The organism is Arthrobacter sp. WCS2018Hpa-7, from assembly GCF_031843805.1.
Classification (GTDB): Bacteria; Actinomycetota; Actinomycetes; order Actinomycetales; family Micrococcaceae; genus Arthrobacter.
On record NZ_JAVTJB010000018.1, the window covers coordinates 86,756 to 104,548 of the forward strand.

At 61.1% G+C, this 17,793-nt stretch carries 16 protein-coding genes; 11 read left to right on the top strand and 5 right to left on the bottom strand.

All coding sequences use genetic code 11. The annotated features are described in order from the left end of the window. Nucleotides 1–29: 29 nt before the first annotated feature. The gene (locus RQH14_RS17635; protein ID WP_011774435.1) at nt 30–194 is read left to right on the top strand and encodes an SPOR domain-containing protein; all 165 of its coding nucleotides are present in this window, start codon (nt 30–32) and stop codon (nt 192–194) included. Here the strand turns inward: RQH14_RS17635 and panB are convergent. Further along, nucleotides 191–1,096 carry a 3-methyl-2-oxobutanoate hydroxymethyltransferase gene (gene panB, locus RQH14_RS17640; RefSeq protein WP_311214431.1) on the bottom strand — a complete coding sequence of 302 codons (906 nt, stop codon included), beginning with the start codon at nt 1,094–1,096 and terminating at the stop codon, nt 191–193. The two genes, RQH14_RS17635 and panB, sit on opposite strands and share 4 nt — an antisense overlap. 190 nt (nt 1,097–1,286) lie before the next feature. Here panB and glnA (RQH14_RS17645) point away from each other — a divergent pair, with 190 nt between their 5' ends. Both glnA (RQH14_RS17645) and RQH14_RS17650 read left to right on the top strand, forming a co-directional pair. Further along, nucleotides 1,287–2,627 (top strand): type I glutamate--ammonia ligase, encoded by a 1,341-nt coding sequence (glnA, locus tag RQH14_RS17645; protein ID WP_311214432.1) that lies wholly within the window; start codon nt 1,287–1,289, stop codon nt 2,625–2,627. A gap of 9 nt (nt 2,628–2,636) precedes the next feature. After that, nucleotides 2,637–5,648 carry a bifunctional [glutamine synthetase] adenylyltransferase/[glutamine synthetase]-adenylyl-L-tyrosine phosphorylase gene (locus RQH14_RS17650; protein ID WP_311214433.1) on the top strand — a complete coding sequence of 1,004 codons (3,012 nt, stop codon included), beginning with the start codon at nt 2,637–2,639 and terminating at the stop codon, nt 5,646–5,648. Here the strand turns inward: RQH14_RS17650 and RQH14_RS17655 are convergent. Next, on the bottom strand, nt 5,645–7,132 hold the full coding sequence (locus RQH14_RS17655; protein ID WP_311214434.1) for an arylsulfatase: 1,488 nt from the start codon (nt 7,130–7,132) through the stop codon (nt 5,645–5,647). The genes RQH14_RS17650 and RQH14_RS17655 overlap by 4 nt on opposite strands. 60 nt (nt 7,133–7,192) lie before the next feature. On the opposite strand from RQH14_RS17655, the gene RQH14_RS17660 reads away from it, so the two are divergent. The 4 genes from RQH14_RS17660 to RQH14_RS17675 all read left to right on the top strand — a co-directional run bounded on the left by RQH14_RS17660 (nt 7,193) and on the right by RQH14_RS17675 (nt 9,007). After that, on the top strand, nt 7,193–7,762 hold the full coding sequence (locus RQH14_RS17660; RefSeq protein WP_311214435.1) for a GNAT family N-acetyltransferase: 570 nt from the start codon (nt 7,193–7,195) through the stop codon (nt 7,760–7,762). Nucleotides 7,763–7,816: 54 nt separating this feature from the next. Then, entirely contained in the window at nt 7,817–8,032 is a 216-nt protein-coding gene (locus tag RQH14_RS17665; protein WP_026542533.1) for a hypothetical protein, read from the top strand. Between the two features lie 59 nt (nt 8,033–8,091). Beyond that, the gene (locus tag RQH14_RS17670) at nt 8,092–8,319 is read left to right on the top strand and encodes a hypothetical protein (protein WP_311214436.1); all 228 of its coding nucleotides are present in this window, start codon (nt 8,092–8,094) and stop codon (nt 8,317–8,319) included. A gap of 337 nt (nt 8,320–8,656) precedes the next feature. Next, nucleotides 8,657–9,007 carry a hypothetical protein gene (locus tag RQH14_RS17675; RefSeq protein WP_311214437.1) on the top strand — a complete coding sequence of 117 codons (351 nt, stop codon included), beginning with the start codon at nt 8,657–8,659 and terminating at the stop codon, nt 9,005–9,007. Between the two features lie 72 nt (nt 9,008–9,079). Here RQH14_RS17675 and glnA (RQH14_RS17680) read toward each other — a convergent pair whose 3' ends face one another. Continuing rightward, nucleotides 9,080–10,504 (bottom strand): type I glutamate--ammonia ligase, encoded by a 1,425-nt coding sequence (gene glnA, locus RQH14_RS17680; RefSeq protein WP_089594519.1) that lies wholly within the window; start codon nt 10,502–10,504, stop codon nt 9,080–9,082. A gap of 324 nt (nt 10,505–10,828) precedes the next feature. On the opposite strand from glnA (RQH14_RS17680), the gene RQH14_RS17685 reads away from it, so the two are divergent. Then, nucleotides 10,829–11,266, top strand: coding sequence for an RDD family protein (locus tag RQH14_RS17685; RefSeq protein WP_311214438.1), 438 nt, complete (start codon nt 10,829–10,831; stop codon nt 11,264–11,266). An 83-nt stretch (nt 11,267–11,349) separates the two neighbouring features. On the opposite strand, the gene RQH14_RS17690 is transcribed toward RQH14_RS17685, so the two are convergent. Beyond that, a complete protein-coding gene (locus RQH14_RS17690; RefSeq protein ID WP_311214439.1) occupies nt 11,350–12,111 on the bottom strand; it encodes a DUF4191 domain-containing protein in 762 nt (253 codons plus the stop codon). Between the two features lie 189 nt (nt 12,112–12,300). Here RQH14_RS17690 and RQH14_RS17695 point away from each other — a divergent pair, with 189 nt between their 5' ends. Genes RQH14_RS17695 through RQH14_RS17705 form a run of 3 tightly spaced genes read left to right on the top strand, consistent with a single transcriptional unit; the run spans nt 12,301 to nt 17,040 of the window. Next, a complete protein-coding gene (locus tag RQH14_RS17695) occupies nt 12,301–14,325 on the top strand; it encodes a CDP-glycerol glycerophosphotransferase family protein (protein ID WP_311214440.1) in 2,025 nt (674 codons plus the stop codon). Then, a complete protein-coding gene (locus tag RQH14_RS17700; protein ID WP_311214441.1) occupies nt 14,325–16,199 on the top strand; it encodes a hypothetical protein in 1,875 nt (624 codons plus the stop codon). The genes RQH14_RS17695 and RQH14_RS17700 overlap by 1 nt, the downstream gene beginning before the upstream one ends. Beyond that, the gene (locus tag RQH14_RS17705; RefSeq protein WP_311214442.1) at nt 16,183–17,040 is read left to right on the top strand and encodes an acyltransferase; all 858 of its coding nucleotides are present in this window, start codon (nt 16,183–16,185) and stop codon (nt 17,038–17,040) included. Before RQH14_RS17700 ends, RQH14_RS17705 begins: the two co-directional genes overlap by 17 nt. Nucleotides 17,041–17,091: 51 nt before the next feature. Here the strand turns inward: RQH14_RS17705 and RQH14_RS17710 are convergent. Further along, nucleotides 17,092–17,793, bottom strand: a 702-nt coding sequence (locus RQH14_RS17710) for a lipoyl synthase (RefSeq protein WP_311214443.1), incomplete at its 5' end; no start/stop codon positions are given.

The following is a 17,793-nucleotide window of genomic DNA, read 5'->3' on the forward strand; positions in this document are numbered from 1 at the left end:
TCCAGCCGCCCGAGGACCGAGGAGGAGACGTGACGGAGTACTGGTACAACGTCAAGACGCACGAGATCGAAGAGGACGCCATGTCCGATTGGACCCAGCTGATTGGCCCCTATAAAACCAGGGAAGAAGCCGAGCACGCCTTGGAAAAGGTTAAGGCCCGAAACGATGCCTGGGACGCCCAGGACGACGATTAGAAGGAATGCTCAGGTCCGGGAAACTGCCCGGACCTGACGTCCTCGCCGTAGGCTGCCGCTGCGTCGCCCAGGGTGGTGCGGAGATCAGCGTATTGCTTGACGAACTTGGCCATTTTGCCTCCCCGCAATCCCGCCATGTCCTGCCACACGAGGACTTGGCCTGTAGTGGTGTTGCCCGCACCGATACCTACGGTAGGTACCCGCAGCGCGGCATCGACGGCGGCTGCCGTCTCCGCCGGAACCATTTCCATGAGCACGCTGAAAGCTCCGGCGTCCTGCAACGCAACGGCGTCGTCCACGAGGCGTTGTGCGTCGTCTCCGCGGCCCTGGACGCGATAGCCGCCCAAAGAATGTTCGCTTTGCGGGGTAAAGCCAATGTGGGCCATGACGGGGATGCCGGCCTGGACCATGGCTTTGACGGTGTCCGCGTAATAGGCGCCGCCCTCGATCTTGACCGCGTGCGCCAGGCCTTCTTTGAGGAACCTGACGCCTGTAGCAACTGCGTGCCCTGGCGAAACCTCGTAGCTTCCGAAGGGAAGGTCCGCCACGATCAGGGCCCGCTTGGCCGCCCGGCTCACCGCCCGTGTCAGGGGCAGGAGTTCGTCCACAGTGACCGGCAGGCTCGTCTCGTTGCCGAAGACGTTGTTGGATGCCGAGTCGCCGACGAGGAGGACTTCGATTCCGGCTTGGTCAAAGATCTCCGCGGTGTACTGCTCATAGGCAGTCAGCATGGCGAAGCGCCCGCCATTGTCCTTGGCCTGCTGGAGGTGGTGGATCCTGACTCTGCTGATCGGCTTTCCAGTGCTTGAAGCGGGCGTCGTGGCAGCAGCTGCCGGGCCGGTCCCGTACGGTGCGGGAACTTCGGCGGGCGTGGTGGACTCAGGGAGGTTGCTCGGGGCCATGGGTAGAGCCTAAGGGGTGCCGACGACGCCTGCCACCAGTGTGCCAAGCGTCACTGAATGTAAACGCTGTGTTACGCGCAGGTACTGCTGCGGCATAAGCACCGAAGTCTTAGTAGAGTGAAGGCTGAGTTGTCGTGGCTCCAAACCATTGGAACCAGCGGCATGGACACTGAATCGGAAAAGAGGCCCTATGGACCGCCAGCAAGAGTTCGTTTTGCGGACGATCGAAGAGCGTGACGTGCGCTTCGTACGCTTGTGGTTCACCGACGTCGTGGGTTCCCTTAAATCGGTGGCGCTTGCGCCTGCCGAGGTTGAAGGAGCCTTTGAAGAAGGCCTCGGCTTTGACGGTTCAGCAATCGAGGGCCTTGCCCGCGTCTTTGAGTCCGACATGCTCGCCCAGCCGGATCCGTCGACTTTCCAGATCCTGCCGTGGCGCGGTGAGACGGAGCAGACATCGCGCATGTTCTGCGACGTCCTGACTCCTGATGGTGAACCCTCTGCCGCTGACCCCCGCAACGTCCTCAAGCGGACCCTGGCCAAGGCTGCAGACATGGGGTTCACGTGCTACACCCACCCCGAGATCGAGTTCTACCTGCTCAAGTCCAAGGACCTCGGCCCCGATGGCTCTCCGGTTCCCGTGGATGAGGGAGGCTACTTCGACCACGTTCCGGGCGGCGTTGCCCAGGACTTCCGCCGTACGGCTGTCACCATGCTCGAATCCGTCGGCATCTCCGTGGAATTCAGCCACCATGAAGCCGGCCCGGGCCAGAACGAGATCGACCTCCGTTACGCGGATGCGTTGCAGACCGCTGACAACATCATGACCTTCCGTACGGTCATCAAGGAGGTCGCGCTCCAGCAGGGGACATACGCCACCTTCATGCCCAAGCCATTCACCGACCACCCCGGCTCCGGCATGCACACCCACTTCTCCCTGTTCGAGGGCGATACCAACGCGTTCTTCGAAGCCGGAGCTGAGTTCCAGCTGTCCAAGACGGCACGCCAGTTCATCGCGGGAATCCTGAAGCACGCGCCCGAATTCACGGCAGTCACCAACCAGTTCGTGAACTCCTACAAGCGGCTTTGGGGCGGCGGCGAGGCGCCGAGCTACCTGAGCTGGGGACACAACAACCGCTCCGCCCTTGTCCGCGTTCCGCTGTACAAGCCCGGCAAGGGCCAGTCGGCGCGCATCGAGTACCGCGGGATCGACTCCGCCACCAACCCGTACCTGGCCTACGCTGTCCTGCTGGGCGCCGGATTGAAGGGCATCGAGGAAGGCTACGAACTTCCCGCTGCAGCAGAAGACGACGTCTGGTCGTTGACCACCGCTGAGCGCAGGGCCATGGGGCATGCGCCGTTGCCCGCCAGCCTCCACGACGCCATCCGCGCCATGGAGGAATCAGAGCTTGTGGCCGAGATCCTGGGCGAGCAGGTCTTTGAGCACTTCCTGCGCAACAAGCGCGCGGAGTGGCAGGATTACCGCCTCCAGGTCACGCCGTACGAGTTGCAGCGCAACCTCGGCATTCTGTAGGCAGGGCCAATGAGCCTTGCACGTCGGCTCATTTCAGCCGGTTTCAGTGATCTCGAAAAGGCAGAACGTTTCCTTGCTGCTCCTGAGCTTGAGGGCATTGACCAGGAAGCGCTCTTTGCCGGGCTCTCCATGTCGGCGAGCCCGGACACGGCGCTGCAATCGCTGGTCCGGCTCCTCGAGAAGAATCCCGGGCTGAAGAAGCTGGCTGCGGCGGAGCAGGACACCAGCGAGCCCATGTACCGTCTGTTGGGCGCTTCCGAGGCGCTGGGGGAGTTCCTCATGCGTCGGCCGGAACATCTGGATGTCTTCGATGTCCGCGTCAGCCCGGAGCCCCTCCAGGCCTCCAGCGAAGAGCTCCGGGCCATGCTGCTCCGTTCCGTGAAGGCCGAACCCGGAGCCCAGCGCCCGGTGGCCGGGATAACGGGGATGCCGGCCTACGCGGCCCTTCGAAGCGCCTATCGACGCGGGCTGACAGAGCTGGCCATCAAGGATCTTTGTGCCGCATCGCCCCAGGACTTCATGCCGGCTGTCGGAGCCGAGCTGGCCGACCTTGCCGGTGCCGCCATCGAGGCTGCCCTCGCCGTGTCCCGGGCCGAAGCGGCCGGACAGTACGCTGCCGCGGAGATCGCCGACGTCGGGCTTGCCGTCATGGGGATGGGCAAATGCGGCGCCCGCGAACTGAACTACATCTCCGACGTCGATGTCATCTACGTCATTGAGGCAGGCGAGCTGGAGGACGCGCGGGCATCCACCATTGGTACGGCCCTGGCGTCCGGGATTTCCCGTGCGATTTCCTCGTCGGCGCCGGAGCCCGGGCTGTGGGAAGTCGATGCCAACCTCCGTCCCGAAGGTAAATCGGGGCCGTTGGTCCGAACCTTGCCCTCCCATCTCAGCTACTACGCACGCTGGGCAGAAAGCTGGGAGTTCCAAGCGCTCCTGAAGGCACGGACCATCGCCGGCGACCGCGAACTGGGCCAGCGCTATGAGAAGGCAGTGGAACCGCTGGTGTGGGCCTCCGCAGGCCGTGAGGGGTTCGTCGAATCTGTGCAGGCGATGCGCCGCAGGGTCACCGATTACATTCCCGCGGCCGAGGAACAGCGCCAGATCAAGCTGGGGCGGGGCGGCCTTCGCGATGTCGAGTTCACCGTCCAGTTGCTGCAACTGGTCCATGGAAAATCCGATGAATCCCTTCGATGCAGGGACACCACGTCAGCCATTGCCGCACTCTCTGCCGGCGGCTACATTGGCCGTTCGGATGCGGCCGCTTTCGACAACGCCTACCGGTACCTGCGCTTGCTGGAGCACCGGATCCAGCTTTTCCAGTTGCGGCGAACCCACCTCATGCCTGTGACAGAGGACGCCCAACGGTTCCTTGCCAAGGCCGTCCTGGGGCCCTTCTCGCTGGAGCGGCCCCATCCGGACCAGCTGATGGCTACGTGGCAGAAGACCAAAAAAGCCGTGCGGGAGCTGCACGAGCGCATCTTCTACCGCCCCCTGCTCAATACTGCGGCCAAGCTGAGCAGCGAGGATGCCAAGCTCAGCCCCGAGGCAGCGCAAGGCCGGCTTGCTGCCCTGGGTTACTCGGATCCGCAAGGAGCCATGCGGCACATTGAAGCACTGACGGCCGGAGTCAGCCGGCGGGCGGCGCTGCAGCGGCAGCTTCTTCCCATTTTGCTGGGCTGGCTCGCTGAAGGCGTGGACCCCGACGCCGGTCTGCTCGCCTTCCGCAGGGTCAGCGAAGCGCTTGGAACCACGCACTGGTATTTGGGTCTGCTGAGGGATTCGCAGGCGGCGGCGGAACGCTTGTGCCAGGTGCTGGCCAATTCCCGGTTGATTTCTGACCTGTTGGAAGTTTCCCCGGAATCCGTAGCCTGGCTGGGCAGCGACAAAGAGCTGGTGCCCATCAGCTTCGAGGCCCAGTGGCAGGAGATCCGTTCCAAGCTTTCCCGCCACCCGGATCCCGAAAGCGCCATGAGGCTCATTCGCCTGATCCGGCGCCGCGAGATCCTGCGGACAGCGATTGCCGACAGCTCCGGATTGCTGGACCAGGACGCGGTTGGTCTTGCTCTGGCCGAAACGGACCGGGCCGCTGTCCTGGGGGCGCTTCATGTAGCCGAATCCGTCATTGCGGGCGATGGTCCGCTGAAAACCGATGTCCTGGTGGTTGCCATGGGGCGGCAGGGCGGACGGGAGATCGGTTACGGCTCGGACGCCGACGTCATCTATGTGCATCGCGCCCGGCCCGGGTTCTCTGATGCAGAGGCCCAGGAGCAGGCGACGGCGATCGTCGCTAAAGTCTCCAGCTTCCTCACCCAGCCACTCAAGCCGGCCATCATGGCCGAACGTGTTCTCATGGTGGACGCGGACCTGCGGCCCGAAGGCAAGAACGGTGCCATGGTCCGGTCGCTGGAGTCTTATGCGGAGTACTACCGCCGGTGGTCGCTGATCTGGGAGGCCCAGGCGCTGCTGCGGGCGCGCCCCATGGCAGGTTCTGATGAGCTGGCTGCCGATTTCGTCAGGCTTATTGATCCGATCCGCTACCCACGTGAGTTGGCGGAGCAGGATGTGCGGGAAGTCCGTCGAATCAAAGCGCGCGTGGAGTCTGAACGTTTGCCGCGAGGTGCTGACCCTGCGCGTCACGTCAAGCTTGGGCGCGGCGGGCTGAGCGACGTCGAGTGGTTGGTCCAGTTGATCCAGCTGCAGCACGCCGGCCAGCATCCGGAGCTGCAGACCAGTTCGACGCTTGAGGCCCTCGCCGCGGCGGAAAAGCTGGACTTCATTGGCCACGACGACGCTGCGCTGCTGCGGGATGCCTGGCGGTTTGCCAGCCGGATACGTTCAGCGAATGTGATCGTCACGGGACGGGCTTCGGACCTTTTGCCGTCATCTCGCAAGGACCTTGAGGCTGCGGCGCGGTGGTGTGGATATGCGCCGGGAAATGCGGGCCAGTTCGAAGAGGACTACTTACGGCTCAGCCGGAGGGCCAGGGGCGTGTTCGAGAAGGTCTTCTACGGCAATTAGCCAAGGGGAAGGGCCGCGTCGGCCTTTTCCCGGGCATGCCGCAACATGGAGACCACCGGAACGCCGGGCACCAGCTTGCCGTTGACCACGTAGCCTTCTTCGCGGTCCCGGAGTGTCTCCACCATCCGATCCCGCCAGCGGTCCAGTTCAGCGTGGCTCGCGGGGTCGTCGGCGAGGTTAAAGCGTTCCTGCGGGTCGGCGTCGAGGTTGAACAGTTCTTCTGTTCCTTTTCCGGACCCCCAAATGTATTTGTGGTGTCCGTCGGTCAACCAGTGCAGGTTCTGCCCCCAGTAGACGTGTTCGCCGTGCAGGACGTCCCGGACGGATTGGGTATTCTCGCCCCGCACCAGGGGCGCAAGGGACTTCCCATCCACGGAGTCCGGGATGGGCAACCCGGCAAGATCCAGCAGGGTGGGCATGATGTCCCGCAGTTCCACCACGTGGTCCACCACGGCCCCACGCGCTGAGTCCTTTGCTGCAGGTGAGTTGGCGATAATGAAGGGAATGCGGGCGGAACCTTCGTAAGGCACAGCTTTGCGGAACATGTGGTGGTCGCCCATCATTTCACCGTGGTCGCTGGTGAAGGCCATGACGGTGTTGTGGTCAAGGCCAAAATCCGCCAAGGACTCTTTGATCCGGTTGATCTGCAAATCGATCTGCGCCATCAGGCCGTAGTACCCAGCCCTGGCACGGTGGACCACATGGTCCGGCATTCTGCCATAGCTTGCTTGGTAGTCGCCGTCCCTCCGGTTCTCATCCCAGTGGTGCTCCCAGTTGCCCACCACGGCCTCATAGTCAGGGATGCCGAGGTACTGCTCAAACGCCCACGACGGCGGGTCGTACGGTGGGTGCGGACGGTGGAAGGAAAGGTAGAGGAAGAAGGGCTTCACGGGATCACGGCGTTGCATCCATTCAATGGCCTGCGTTCCGATCCACTGTGTAGGGTGCAGGTTCTCCGCCTTGTCCCAGGGCCGGGCGACAATTGAGTTGCAGTTCACTCCGTGATCGAAATACTCGGCATCCGGGCCTATCCCCGGCTGCCTGCGGAGCCACGGGACGTAGTCATCAAACATGGCGAAGTGCTGTTGGTGTTGCCGCCGCGCGTGGTGAAGGTAGCCATCATGGAGGATCACGTCGTCGAAGCCGAGCCTTGAGCGTTCGGGCCACACATGCATCTTTCCGATGGCTTGGGTGTGGTAACCGCCCTTCCTGAACTCGTCCTGTACGGTCACCGGGTGGACAGCGTGAAACGGTATGCCGTCGTTATACCCCACCCGGCCGTGCCGTTCCTGCGACTGGCCTGTAAACAGGGCCGCGCGGGCAGGGACACAGGATGGCGTAGCAGAATAGCCTTTGGAGAACCGCACGCCGCTGCGGGCGAGTTCGTCGAGATGGGGTGTTTCGACGTGGGGATGGCCGTCCGAGGACAGGCAGTCGCCCCTCCATTCATCCACGCAGATCAGAATGACGTTCGGCCGGTTCATGGAGAGGTTCCTTCGACGTAGGGAACTGTTGTGACAACCCTAGTAGGAAGACCCCGGAAAATGCTTGAATATGACTCGGAAGATCTGTTTTCGAGCGTGAATGATCACCATGGTGTGGATGATGTGTGGCTTATTCCGCTGAGATTGCTCGACGATGACGCGCGGGCCATTCACCTGGGCGCCGTGGCTTCGCTGTCCGTCAAGGCGGGGCAGTGCGAGTTTGTCGGCGACCCCCTCCGCATGATGCTGCTGGGCATGGAGGAGGAGTCCCGCCTGCCGTACGTCATTGAGTCAGGGGGGCTGGCGGTGGGTGTACTGACCCTCCAATGCGGGGCTGGGAGATTGGCAGGTTGGTCCGACGACGATTCAGCGTGGCTTCTCAGGGGCTTCCTGATCGACTCGGGAAGCCAAGGGCGCGGCCTGGGAACAAGGGCCGCGCGTGCGGCAGTGGAGGAGGCGCGCAAGCTGACGGCCCGGCTGGGCGGCGGCCAGGCCGGCGTCGTGCTGTCCGTTAACGAACGCAATCCGGCGGGCCGGGTTGCTTACGGCAGGGCCGGCTTCGTCGATGCAGGCAGGTACCTGGGCGGCAGTTCCGGTCCGCAGCGGATCATGTACAGGGCCTTCGACTGATGCTGGTGTCAACATTGGTTGACGGTCTCCATGTTGTCAACTATGGTTGACGACATGGAGGTGGATCGAATGAAGACACTGGTGGGATCGATGGATGGAATGGGCCCGGCTGAGGCACTTTACGCTGTAGCTGAACTTCAGAAGGAAGTGGGGCGGCGGGAAGCTTCGCTGGTACGTGCGGCCAGGCAGTCCGGGTTGTCATGGGAGGCGATAGCCCTTTGCCTGGGCGTCAGCAAGCAGGCGGTGCACAAGAAATACGGCAAGCAGTAGAAGAACCATCCCGGCTGAGGGTCTGGTCCCGGGCGGCTGGGGTCGTTTAGGATTCTCCCGTGACAATCAGTGTGGATCCCGATGGTGCAGCTTTCTCCAACATGTGCTGTTTCCGCTGCGAGCAGGCAGGGCCGCACTGGTCCTCCCGTCACGGCCGTGCCGGTACTTTTGTCTGCCGGCGCTGCTTTGCCACCTTCTCCGATAACGAACCTGCTGCCATGGCCGGGGGAGTTGTCAGCCCGGATCCGGCGACCTTAGATGAGCTGCGTTTTTACGAATCCAAGTAGTCGAGGCGCCTGGCAGCCGAAAAAACGAGTACACGCTACTCGTGTCCCCGCTATTGCCGCGGGGGCAGCATGGTGGTTATGACAACGTATGTGATTGAACCAGCGGCCCTGCTCCATCGCTGCCAGTGCTGCGGCGAAGAAACCGACCGGGTGTTCTGCACTGACTGTGCGGCGCCGGAAGTCCCGGGACAGGCGCCCAGAACCGAGCGCTGATCGCGTCGCGCCCGTGAGTGCCGCCGCTGCCGGGTCTTGGTGGGGCATCAAGCTGCGCAGACGCTAAGTATCCTTATAGACTTCTTGTGTCACTGTTCACTGTTCACGAGGCAGAGGAAAGTCCATGGAATACAAGGGAAGTTCGACAGAGAAGACCGTCCTTGCCGGGGAGTTGGACCGGCGCCATGTGGGTCAGTCCGTGAGCTTTCAGCCCAATGACTTCACTGTGGTTTTCGGAACCATCGCAGGCATTGCGCGAACCGAAGCGTTGGTCTACCTGTCGCTGGATGGAGTCGGCGGCGGTACCCACCTGAAGGATGAATACGACCTCCCGATAGACCACAAGGTCTACCTTCAGCTGGATCCGCTCGGCAGCGCCGAAAAGGGTCTGTCGGAAGCTGCCGGTTTCGTCAAGGAGAAACTGGATGAGATCGCCAGGAACATCCGCGAACGCGATCAGGATAAGACTGAGTAGTTGGCTCACTAAAAAGGCGATCCCCGGTCCATGTGGAACGGGGATCGCCTTGGTTAATGCTTGTGGTGGAGCTTAGACGCCGTAGTAGAGCTCGAACTCGTACGGGTTCGGGCGCAGCGACAGCGGGCGGATCTCATTCTCGTACTTGTAGTCGATCCAAGTATCGATGAGGTCCTGGGTGAAGACGCCGCCGGCCTGCAGGAACTCGTTGTCCTCGCGAAGGGCCTCAAGAGCTTCTTCCAGGGAGCCCGGAGCCTTGGGGATGTCCTTGGCTTCCTCGGCCGGGAGCTCGTAGAGGTCCTTGTCGATGGGAGCCGGGGGTTCAATGCGGTTGCGGATGCCGTCGATGCCGGCCATCAGCTGGGCAGCGAACGCCAGGTACGGGTTGGACGAGGGGTCCGGTGCGCGGAACTCGATGCGCTTGGCCTTCGGGTTGGTGCCCGTGATGGGGATACGGATACCTGCGGAGCGGTTGCCCTGCGAGTAGACCATGTTCACGGGGGCTTCGAAGCCCTTGACCAGGCGGCGGTAGGAGTTGACCGTCGGGTTGGTGAAAGCCAGGACTGCCGAAGAGTGCTTCAGCAGGCCGCCGATGTACCAGCGGGCCATGTCAGAGAGGCCTGCGTAGCCCTTCTCGTCATAGAACAGCGGGTCGCCGTTGCTCCACAGCGACTGGTGGCAGTGCATGCCCGAGCCGTTGTCGCCGAAGACAGGCTTCGGCATGAAGGTGACGGACTTGCCCCAAGCATCGGCAGTGTTCTTGATGATGTACTTGAACTTCTGCAGGTCATCAGCAGCCGCGGTCAGCGTGGTGAACTTGTAGTTGATCTCAGCCTGGCCGGCGGATCCAACTTCGTGGTGGGAGCGCTCAACCTCAAGGCCGGCCTTGTCCAGCTCGATGCACATTGCGTCGCGAAGATCGGCCTGCTTGTCCGTGGGGGAGACCGGGAAGTAACCGCCCTTGACGGGGGTCTTGTACCCGAGGTTTCCGCCCTCTTCCTTACGGCCGGTGTTCCAGTGGGCTTCTTCAGAGTCGATCTTGTAGAAGCTGCCCTGCGGGGAGGACTCGTACTGGATGTTGTCGAAGACGAAGAACTCGGCTTCAGGAGCGAAGAACGCGGTGTCGGCGATGCCTGTGGAGGCCAGGTAGGCTTCAGCCTTCTCGGCTACGCCACGGGGGTCGCGGTGGTAGGGGTCACCGGTGCGGGGGTTCACGATGGAGAAGTTCAGCGCAAGCGTCTTCTCGATGCGGAACGTGTCGATGAAGGCCGAGGTCACATCCGGGATGAGCTGCATGTCGGACTCAGCGATGCCCTGGAAGCCGCGGATGGAAGAACCATCGAAGAGCTGGCCATTGACGAAGAAGTCAAGGTCAACGCTCTTGGCCGGCACATTGAAGTGCTGCTGGACACCAGGAAGGTCGGTGAAGCGGATATCGACGAATTTGACGTCTTCGTCTTTGATGAACTTGAGGACTTCGTCCGCAGTCTTGAACATCTATGCTCCTTATGCATATCAAGTAACAGGCCCGGAAGGCCGCGTGGTGCAGCCCATGCCAAAGCTCCGGAGACACAAAACATCCCCTTGCAATGGTGGCTGGCAACTCATACCACCATAGGGAGATGGGATTTCCCGGGGGTGTCAGTATTGTTTCCGGCAGGTTACAGAATCATCTGTTGTGTAAACGGTAGTCGGCTTTCCGGTGTCTGGTCCACGTCGGTCCGGTGGGCGAACACTGCGCCCCCAACAAACACCCCTGGCGGCCTCTTCCGGAGCTGTGGGAGGTCGGACACCGAGCAGCCCAGCCGTTAGGCTTAAGGTGTGGTTGACAGAAAAGACATTGGCTCCTGGTTGAGCGGTCCGGACACGTCCGGAATCTCCAAATATCCCGGCGAGAGACTTGGGTTGCCGGAGTCGGGTCCCGGCTCCACCGCGCGCGCCGGTCGCCGTATCCTGGGCATCGTTGTGGATTGGACCATTGCGTTGGTCATCAGCAACTTCGCTTTCGGCGGCAACCAGTGGGCTACGCTGGCCATTTTCGCGGTTGAGCAGATTCTCTTGATTGGTACTCTGGGCTACAGCATCGGACACAGGATCGTTGGTATCCACGTGGTTCGTTTGGGTGGTGCTCCGGCCGGCCCGGTGGCCGCAGTGGTACGGACGATCCTCTTGTGCTTGGTTATTCCGGCGGTCGTCTTTGATCCCGACCAGCGGGGCCTGCACGATAAAGCCATGAACACGATCCTCATACGGATGTAGGCATCCTTCCCGGCAACGAGACAACAAAAAAACCGTTGCTCCCCGAAACGGGGAGCAGCGGTTTTTCGTTGCCACGAACAGCGTCAGCGTCCGCGTGCGGCCTTGCGGTCAGGGCGCGCTTTGTAAGGATCGATGCCCTTGGGGATCGGCAGGCGGTTCCCCAGGGAGTTGATGCGCTTGCTGACAGCGTTCACTTCAATCTTGGTGAGCTCGTTCTTGAGCTTGCCCATGGTTTTTGCCAGCTTGTTCAGGGGCACTTGGCCTTCTCCGCGTCCGGATTCCAGGACGTGGATGGTGACGTTCGGGAGAATCCGGGCAAGGCGCTTGCGCTCTGCATCCACAAGGGGCTTGACACGGTGTGTGGGGCCTTCGCTGACAAGGACAACGCCCGGGCGGCCAATGGCCATGAAGACTGCGTCCTGCGTGCGGGGGTTGACAGCTACAGGCTGGTCCTGTGTGACCCAACCGCGGCGGAGGGTTCCCAAGGCGGCACCAGAAGCGCCCGGCTGGTTCTCGATCTGAGCGAAGGCGGCCTTTTCGGCCCTCCGGGAAAGGATGAAAACCGATGCCAGAAGACCCAGCGGAATACCAATGATCAGGCCTGTGACCCAGTTCTCCAGGATGAAGCCGATCAAGAATGCGACAGCTACCACGGCAAGGAACGCCAGCACCATGATCCACACGACCTGGGGATCATTCCGCCGGGTCATTTTGAAGACTTCAGCGATTTGCTTCAGCTGGCTAGGCTTCTTTGCCTTGGTTTCCTTGGGCTTGCGCTGGAACAGCCCACGCTTGGGTGCGTCGGCCGAGGGGGTCGAGTTGCTGGAATCAGGGGAGTTCGCCATAGTGCCTTAATTCTACGTGATGTACGCCCAGACACCGGACGCCTTGTGGAACCTGGCCGGGCCACAGGCGATTCATTCTTAAATTCTTCGTCATGATCCAGCCCGCTGTGTCACTTGGTTTAAGTGACTCCCAAGCGCCGGAGTGACTCGATACTGCGCATTTCCCACGTTCGATCCCCTAGGAACCACATGCCCGATTTGCCGCCACTGCTCACCATCGTCCTGGAGGAAACCGGACAACTCGACCGCGAGTCAGCCATGTACCGGCGATTGATAGCTGCGCGCCTGCGCCTTGAATCGCATTTCGTTGTCCTCCATGTGGCCGAGTCCTTGACGACGGCCGTCATTGCCAGGCTTTGCCGGCAGATCGACAGCAAGTACGTCATCTTCATGCGGACATCCCATCTCTTGTCTGCGAACTACGTGGCCACCCTCTTCGAATACCTCAAGTCGCGCACCGTCTATCTTGCGGAGCCCGTCATGTACACAGGCCCCATCCCGAAGAACGTAGCCGGAACCAAGCTCGACGACGCCTACCACTACGCCCGCGACACCGACGTCTTTGGCAGTGCCTTCAACACGAGGCGACTGTCCGACGCGCTGGAGGCGCTCGGGGATGTGGATCGCTCCGCCATCTACACCAGCTATCGGATGTATTGGTCCATAGCGAAGGTCAGGCCGCTCACCACAGGTTTCTCCATGGCATCGGACACCAAGGCCGCGATCGGCCTGAGGATTGCGGCTGAAGCCAACCGCCTGTTGCCGGTGATGCCCGTTCACTCCAAAGAAATCAGGCTGCAGGTCCTGCGCTACGTTGCACTGTTCCTCAGGGGGATCCGGGGGCAGAAAGCGACGTCCATTACCTTGAACCATCTTCGGGACTTGATCAGCGGCTTCGAGCTGATGGAGCTGCTGGCAATGGTTGAGCCACTGCAACCTTTCGAAGCTGCCTGGATCCGCTGGCTGGACGATTCGGCAGACGGCAGGCAGTTCTACAAACAACTCAGCAACAAAGATTCCTACCTGGTTTTCAGCCACAAGCCAGATGACACCAGCAGCGGGATACCGCTGTATGAGTTGCTGTTCAACGAGGAAATCCTGACGATCGGAAAGTGTTATCTGGCACGCAACCTCAGGTCCGGCCATGCCAGGCCAGGGAGCTACAACTTCTATAACAGGCCAATCCGCCCCTCCTCGACCATCCTCTTCTTCGACCGGCCGCATCAAGCGGACGACAATGCCGAGCATCTGTATGAGTACTTCACTGCGAAGCATCCCGAATTCGCCCATGCGTATTTCGCGATCAACCCCAAGTCGCCCGATTGGGAGCGCCTCGAGGCCAAGGGCTTCAACCTGATCTCCATTTTTACCAAAGAGTTCTATGAGAAATTCCTCATATCAGACCTTGTGGTGTCCTCTCAGATCTACAACATCAGGTACCGGGGAAAATCGTTTGCCAACTCCCGGTTTGTCTACCTCCAGCATGGAATCCAACTCAACGACATGTCCGACTGGGTGCTCTCCAAGTACTTCGACGTGTTCGTCGCCACGGGCAGGATCGAAGCGGACTACATGAGCAAATTGGCGCCGGTTGAGACCCTGAACAGCGGATTGCCGCGATATGAGTCCCTGGCCCGTGATGTCCACGGACAACAGCATCTTCTCTTGATGCCCACATGGCGTTTCAACCTGCACCAGGCATCGACTGAGCACTTTGTCCAGTCGAGCTATTTCCATGCGATTGATGCCTTGCTCTCGGACCCACGGCTCATGAAGTTCCTTGAGGACACAGACCGGATCATGCATGTGAAGCTGCACCCCAACGTAGAAAAGCGTGCAGGCCAGTTCAGGTTCACAGACCGCATTGTGAGGTCTGATTTGACCTACAGGGAGGCCATACGCGCCGCTGAACTCGTAGTGACCGACTACAGCTCCGCGGCTCTCGACGCGGCCTTCGTTGGCACGCCCATCGCGTATTACCACTGGGATGCAGTGGACTTCTTCAACGACCAGCCCTACGAAAGCCGCCTCGACTACACCGAGGACGGCCTTGGCCCGGTGTTCAGCGAGCACTCTGAGCTGGTGAACCACATCGTCGGGGAGGGATTCGCCGTCGAGGACCCCACGTACATCCGGCGTCGTGAGCGCTTCTTTGAGGGAGTGGACCCAGCACGCATCAACGAAAAGATCGTCGAAAGGATGTTGAGTCTCTGATGGCGTTGATTCATGGCTTCAAGAGGAGCATCACCAAAGCGGGGCGGGCGGCGGCCTACTCACCTGCCGGGCTGGAGGTTGCCAGGGCAGTCCTGGCAACCCGTGCTGATTCACCTGTACGGCGCTTCATCAAGGCCAAGGGCCTGGAGGGGAGGCTCCGCCGGGTTGCCTCCGAAAGCCTCCCGCAAGGGGCCTACTTTGCCAAGCTGACCCTGGGCAATTGGGAGGCCTGGGAGGGGCAGCAATTCAGGCTTCTCCAGGACGGGAAAGTGGTCTATGGAAACCTGGTGGAACCACCGGCCCGGGGTTTCCCCCTTGAATACCGCAATATCATGGTCACCTCGGACGATGTCTCCCGCTTCGCCGTCGATATCGACGCGCCATATGAGCTGATGATCGGCCGAGGTGCGTTCACTACGCAACAGCAGGTTGCCTACGATGAGCAGTATGGAGTGGAGCAACACGGGGATGTGTTCTACTCCTTGCGCGGCAACACAACAAACCCGAAAAAGATGCTCATCACCTTCCCCGGGTTTGGCCCCTCGACAACGCGGATTTCCTACGCAGTAAGTTACCTCAAGGACCTCACGGAAACGGACCTGCAGGACACCTTGATGGTGTGCTTCCAAGACCGCTACCTGGTTGCCGGTTCCTACATGATGGTGGACAACGCGGGCAGGTCTTTGGAGAGTCGCGTTGGGGGAGCCATTGAGGGGCTGCGGAGCCGGTTCCACATTGATCGAAAAGAGATGCTCTTCTTCGGAGCCTCCAAGGGCGGTTCCATTGCCATCCACTATGCCAAGGACTATCCCGGTGCTGCCATGCTGCTTGCAGTGCCGCAAATGAACCTGCCGTACTACTTCAACAAGCCGTTCTTCAAGGACAACCTCTTGCAGAACCGTGCCCTGCGCGATGTCGGGCAACCAGAGGAGAGCCTCCGCCGGTATTTCGCGGAAGGACGCAAAATTGATTATTTCTATACGAACTCCGATGAGCTGAGCAACCACTCACTGATCGAGTTGGCCTCCGACATACCCAATCTCTCGAAATACCGCATCAATGGCGGACACTCCGATGTCGCCAGGGCCGCGCTTCCTGCCATGTTGTGCATCATCCGGAGTTTCCTCAGCCACCGGGTGAAGGAACACTTCGCCTGCGAAGAGATGCGTACTTTCCGCTACGGCCAGACCCTCCAGGTGCAGGTCCGGATCGACGCCGAAGCCTCCATGGTCGCTGGGGCCAACTGGTTCATCGCCGGGAGCTCGGGGAGAACACGGTTCCTGCAGCTGATGACGGACCATTCCTACCACTTCGTTAAATACACCGCAGGGGAGCAGAGCCTCTTCCCGGCCTTTGACCCCGTAACCCAGCTCTCCGAGGTCATCGCCATGAAGGCCGACGGAGCCAAGTGGACGGCCGCTTTGCCTGCGGCTGTAGAACCGGGAACCCAGGTGCCAAAGACGAACTTAAGTTTCCAGCCGCTGACTCTTGAGACAGAAACCACGCAAGAGTACGCAATACTCGACGGCGACACCGTCGCCCGCTTCCGTTATGACTGCCGTGCTCTGGCCGGTGACGGAGACACGATGGAAATCCATTTCGTTGCCACTACAGATTCAATGAGTGCAGACGTCCCTGACAGCAGCTCTCGAACCGCTTTCAAGGCTGTAGTTCAACCACTTGATGGCTGGGCATTGGCGGACATCGCAGCGCTGAGGTTTGTCATCGCCGCCGGAGCCCAGCGCTTGTTGCTGATCGTCCACGGAGACACGCATGCCGAAGCTGCGGAGGTCCTGTCCGGCATCGACTGGGAAGACACCAGTGTTGTGCTTGCTGACTCCGGGGAGGTGTTGGCCGGTGCAGGACACCACTGATTCACCCAGCAGTGCCCAAGCGCCAAAAAACCAGATCATCCGCTCTTACGCGGACGTCGCCGCGATTCAAGACAACGTCGTGCACCTCAAGGAAACGCCCGGTTCTGAATTCACCTCATCCAGCGTGGAATTCGCGGGAACCGGAAACGTTCTGTTCATTGAGGACGGAACAAGGCTGCGGAACACAAGGCTCCGTTTCCTGGGGAACGACGCCGTCATCCATCTCCGGAAATCCCATGGGTTCATCAGGCTGATTGTGACGGTATTCGAAGAGTCCGTGTTCTATTTGGGGCCCGGTGCTACTTTCACGGCCGAAGCACGCGTCCTCCCCACTGAACGCAAGCACGTGATCGTGGGCCGGGACGCAATGTTCTCGTCGCGGGTTGCCTTCAGGACGGCCGACCCTCATTTGATCTACTCAGTGGAGCACCATCAGCGGGTCAATCCAAGTGAATCCATTTGGGTGGGAGACCATGTTTGGTTGGGGGAAGACACGCTCCTTCTCAAGGGAGCCAAGGTGGGTTCCGGCAGCATTCTTGCTGCCCGTGCCTTGATTACCAAGAATGTCCCATCCAACGCTACTGCCGCAGGTGTGCCCGCCAGAATTGTCAGTAAAGGCATCTTCTGGACCCGACCATCCGTGCACGGGTACACGGCGGCCCAGACGGAAAAGAGCCTTATCCACACGGGGGACGAGTTCATCTTCGCCCCCGACGAACAGGTCATTGACGTCCCCACCTTGGAACGCAGCTTGGACGCTGCTACCTCTGGCATCGGGCGGGCCGCTTGGTGCTTCCAGTTGGATCACATGGGCGCCAGGAACCGGTTCTACCGCGGGTGAAACAACTCAGCCGCGCCGCCTGGTGGGGCGACGCGGCTGAGGACGGTTTGCCTACTTGTGGGCGGCGAGGATGGTGGAGGCTTCCTGGCGGGTGGTGCCGGAGGATTCGATATGGGCCAGGGCTGCCGGGATTTCCCAGCCCTTCTTCCGCATCGCGGTGGCCCAGAGGCGCCCGGCCCGGTACGAGGACCGCACCAACGGCCCGGACATCACACCAAGGAAACCGATCTCCTCGGCCTCGTGCTGGAGGTCCACGAACTCCTGCGGCTTGACCCACCGGTCCACCGGCAAGTGCCGCTCGGACGGGCGCAGGTACTGGGTGATCGTGATCAAATCACACCCGGCCGCGTGCAGGTCCCGCAACGCCTCAGAAATTTCCTCACGGGTCTCGCCCATGCCCAGGATCAGGTTGGACTTGGTCACCATACCCAAATCCCGGCCCTGGGTGATGACATCAAGGGACCGCTCGTACCGGAACGCCGGACGGATCCGCTTGAAAATCCTCGGCACGGTCTCCACGTTGTGCGCGAACACCTCGGGCTTGGAATCACAGATCGCCGCGATGTGCTCGGGCTTGCCGGAGAAGTCCGGGATCAACAACTCCACCCCGGTGCCCGGGTTCAGTTCATGGATCTTCCGGACCGTTTCGGCGTACAACCACACACCCTCATCGGCCAGGTCATCACGGGCCACCCCGGTCACCGTGGCGTACCGCAACTGCATGGCCTGCACCGAGCGGGCCACCTTGGTGGG

Excerpts from the sequence above, each read along its gene's own strand:
- RQH14_RS17650 (WP_311214433.1), top strand. The coding sequence starts at position 2,637 with ATGAGCCTTGCACGTCGGCTCATTTCAGCCGGTTTCAGTGATCTCGAA.
- RQH14_RS17690 (WP_311214439.1), bottom strand. The coding sequence starts at position 12,111 with ATGGCGAACTCCCCTGATTCCAGCAACTCGACCCCCTCGGCCGACGCA.
- RQH14_RS17660 (WP_311214435.1), top strand. The coding sequence starts at position 7,193 with ATGCTTGAATATGACTCGGAAGATCTGTTTTCGAGCGTGAATGATCAC.
- RQH14_RS17695 (WP_311214440.1), top strand. The coding sequence starts at position 12,301 with ATGCCCGATTTGCCGCCACTGCTCACCATCGTCCTGGAGGAAACCGGA.
- glnA (WP_089594519.1), bottom strand. The coding sequence starts at position 10,504 with ATGTTCAAGACTGCGGACGAAGTCCTCAAGTTCATCAAAGACGAAGAC.
- glnA (WP_311214432.1), top strand. The coding sequence starts at position 1,287 with ATGGACCGCCAGCAAGAGTTCGTTTTGCGGACGATCGAAGAGCGTGAC.
- RQH14_RS17675 (WP_311214437.1), top strand. The coding sequence starts at position 8,657 with ATGGAATACAAGGGAAGTTCGACAGAGAAGACCGTCCTTGCCGGGGAG.
- RQH14_RS17665 (WP_026542533.1), top strand. The coding sequence starts at position 7,817 with ATGGAGGTGGATCGAATGAAGACACTGGTGGGATCGATGGATGGAATG.
- RQH14_RS17655 (WP_311214434.1), bottom strand. The coding sequence starts at position 7,132 with ATGAACCGGCCGAACGTCATTCTGATCTGCGTGGATGAATGGAGGGGC.
- panB (WP_311214431.1), bottom strand. The coding sequence starts at position 1,096 with ATGGCCCCGAGCAACCTCCCTGAGTCCACCACGCCCGCCGAAGTTCCC.
- RQH14_RS17700 (WP_311214441.1), top strand. The coding sequence starts at position 14,325 with ATGGCGTTGATTCATGGCTTCAAGAGGAGCATCACCAAAGCGGGGCGG.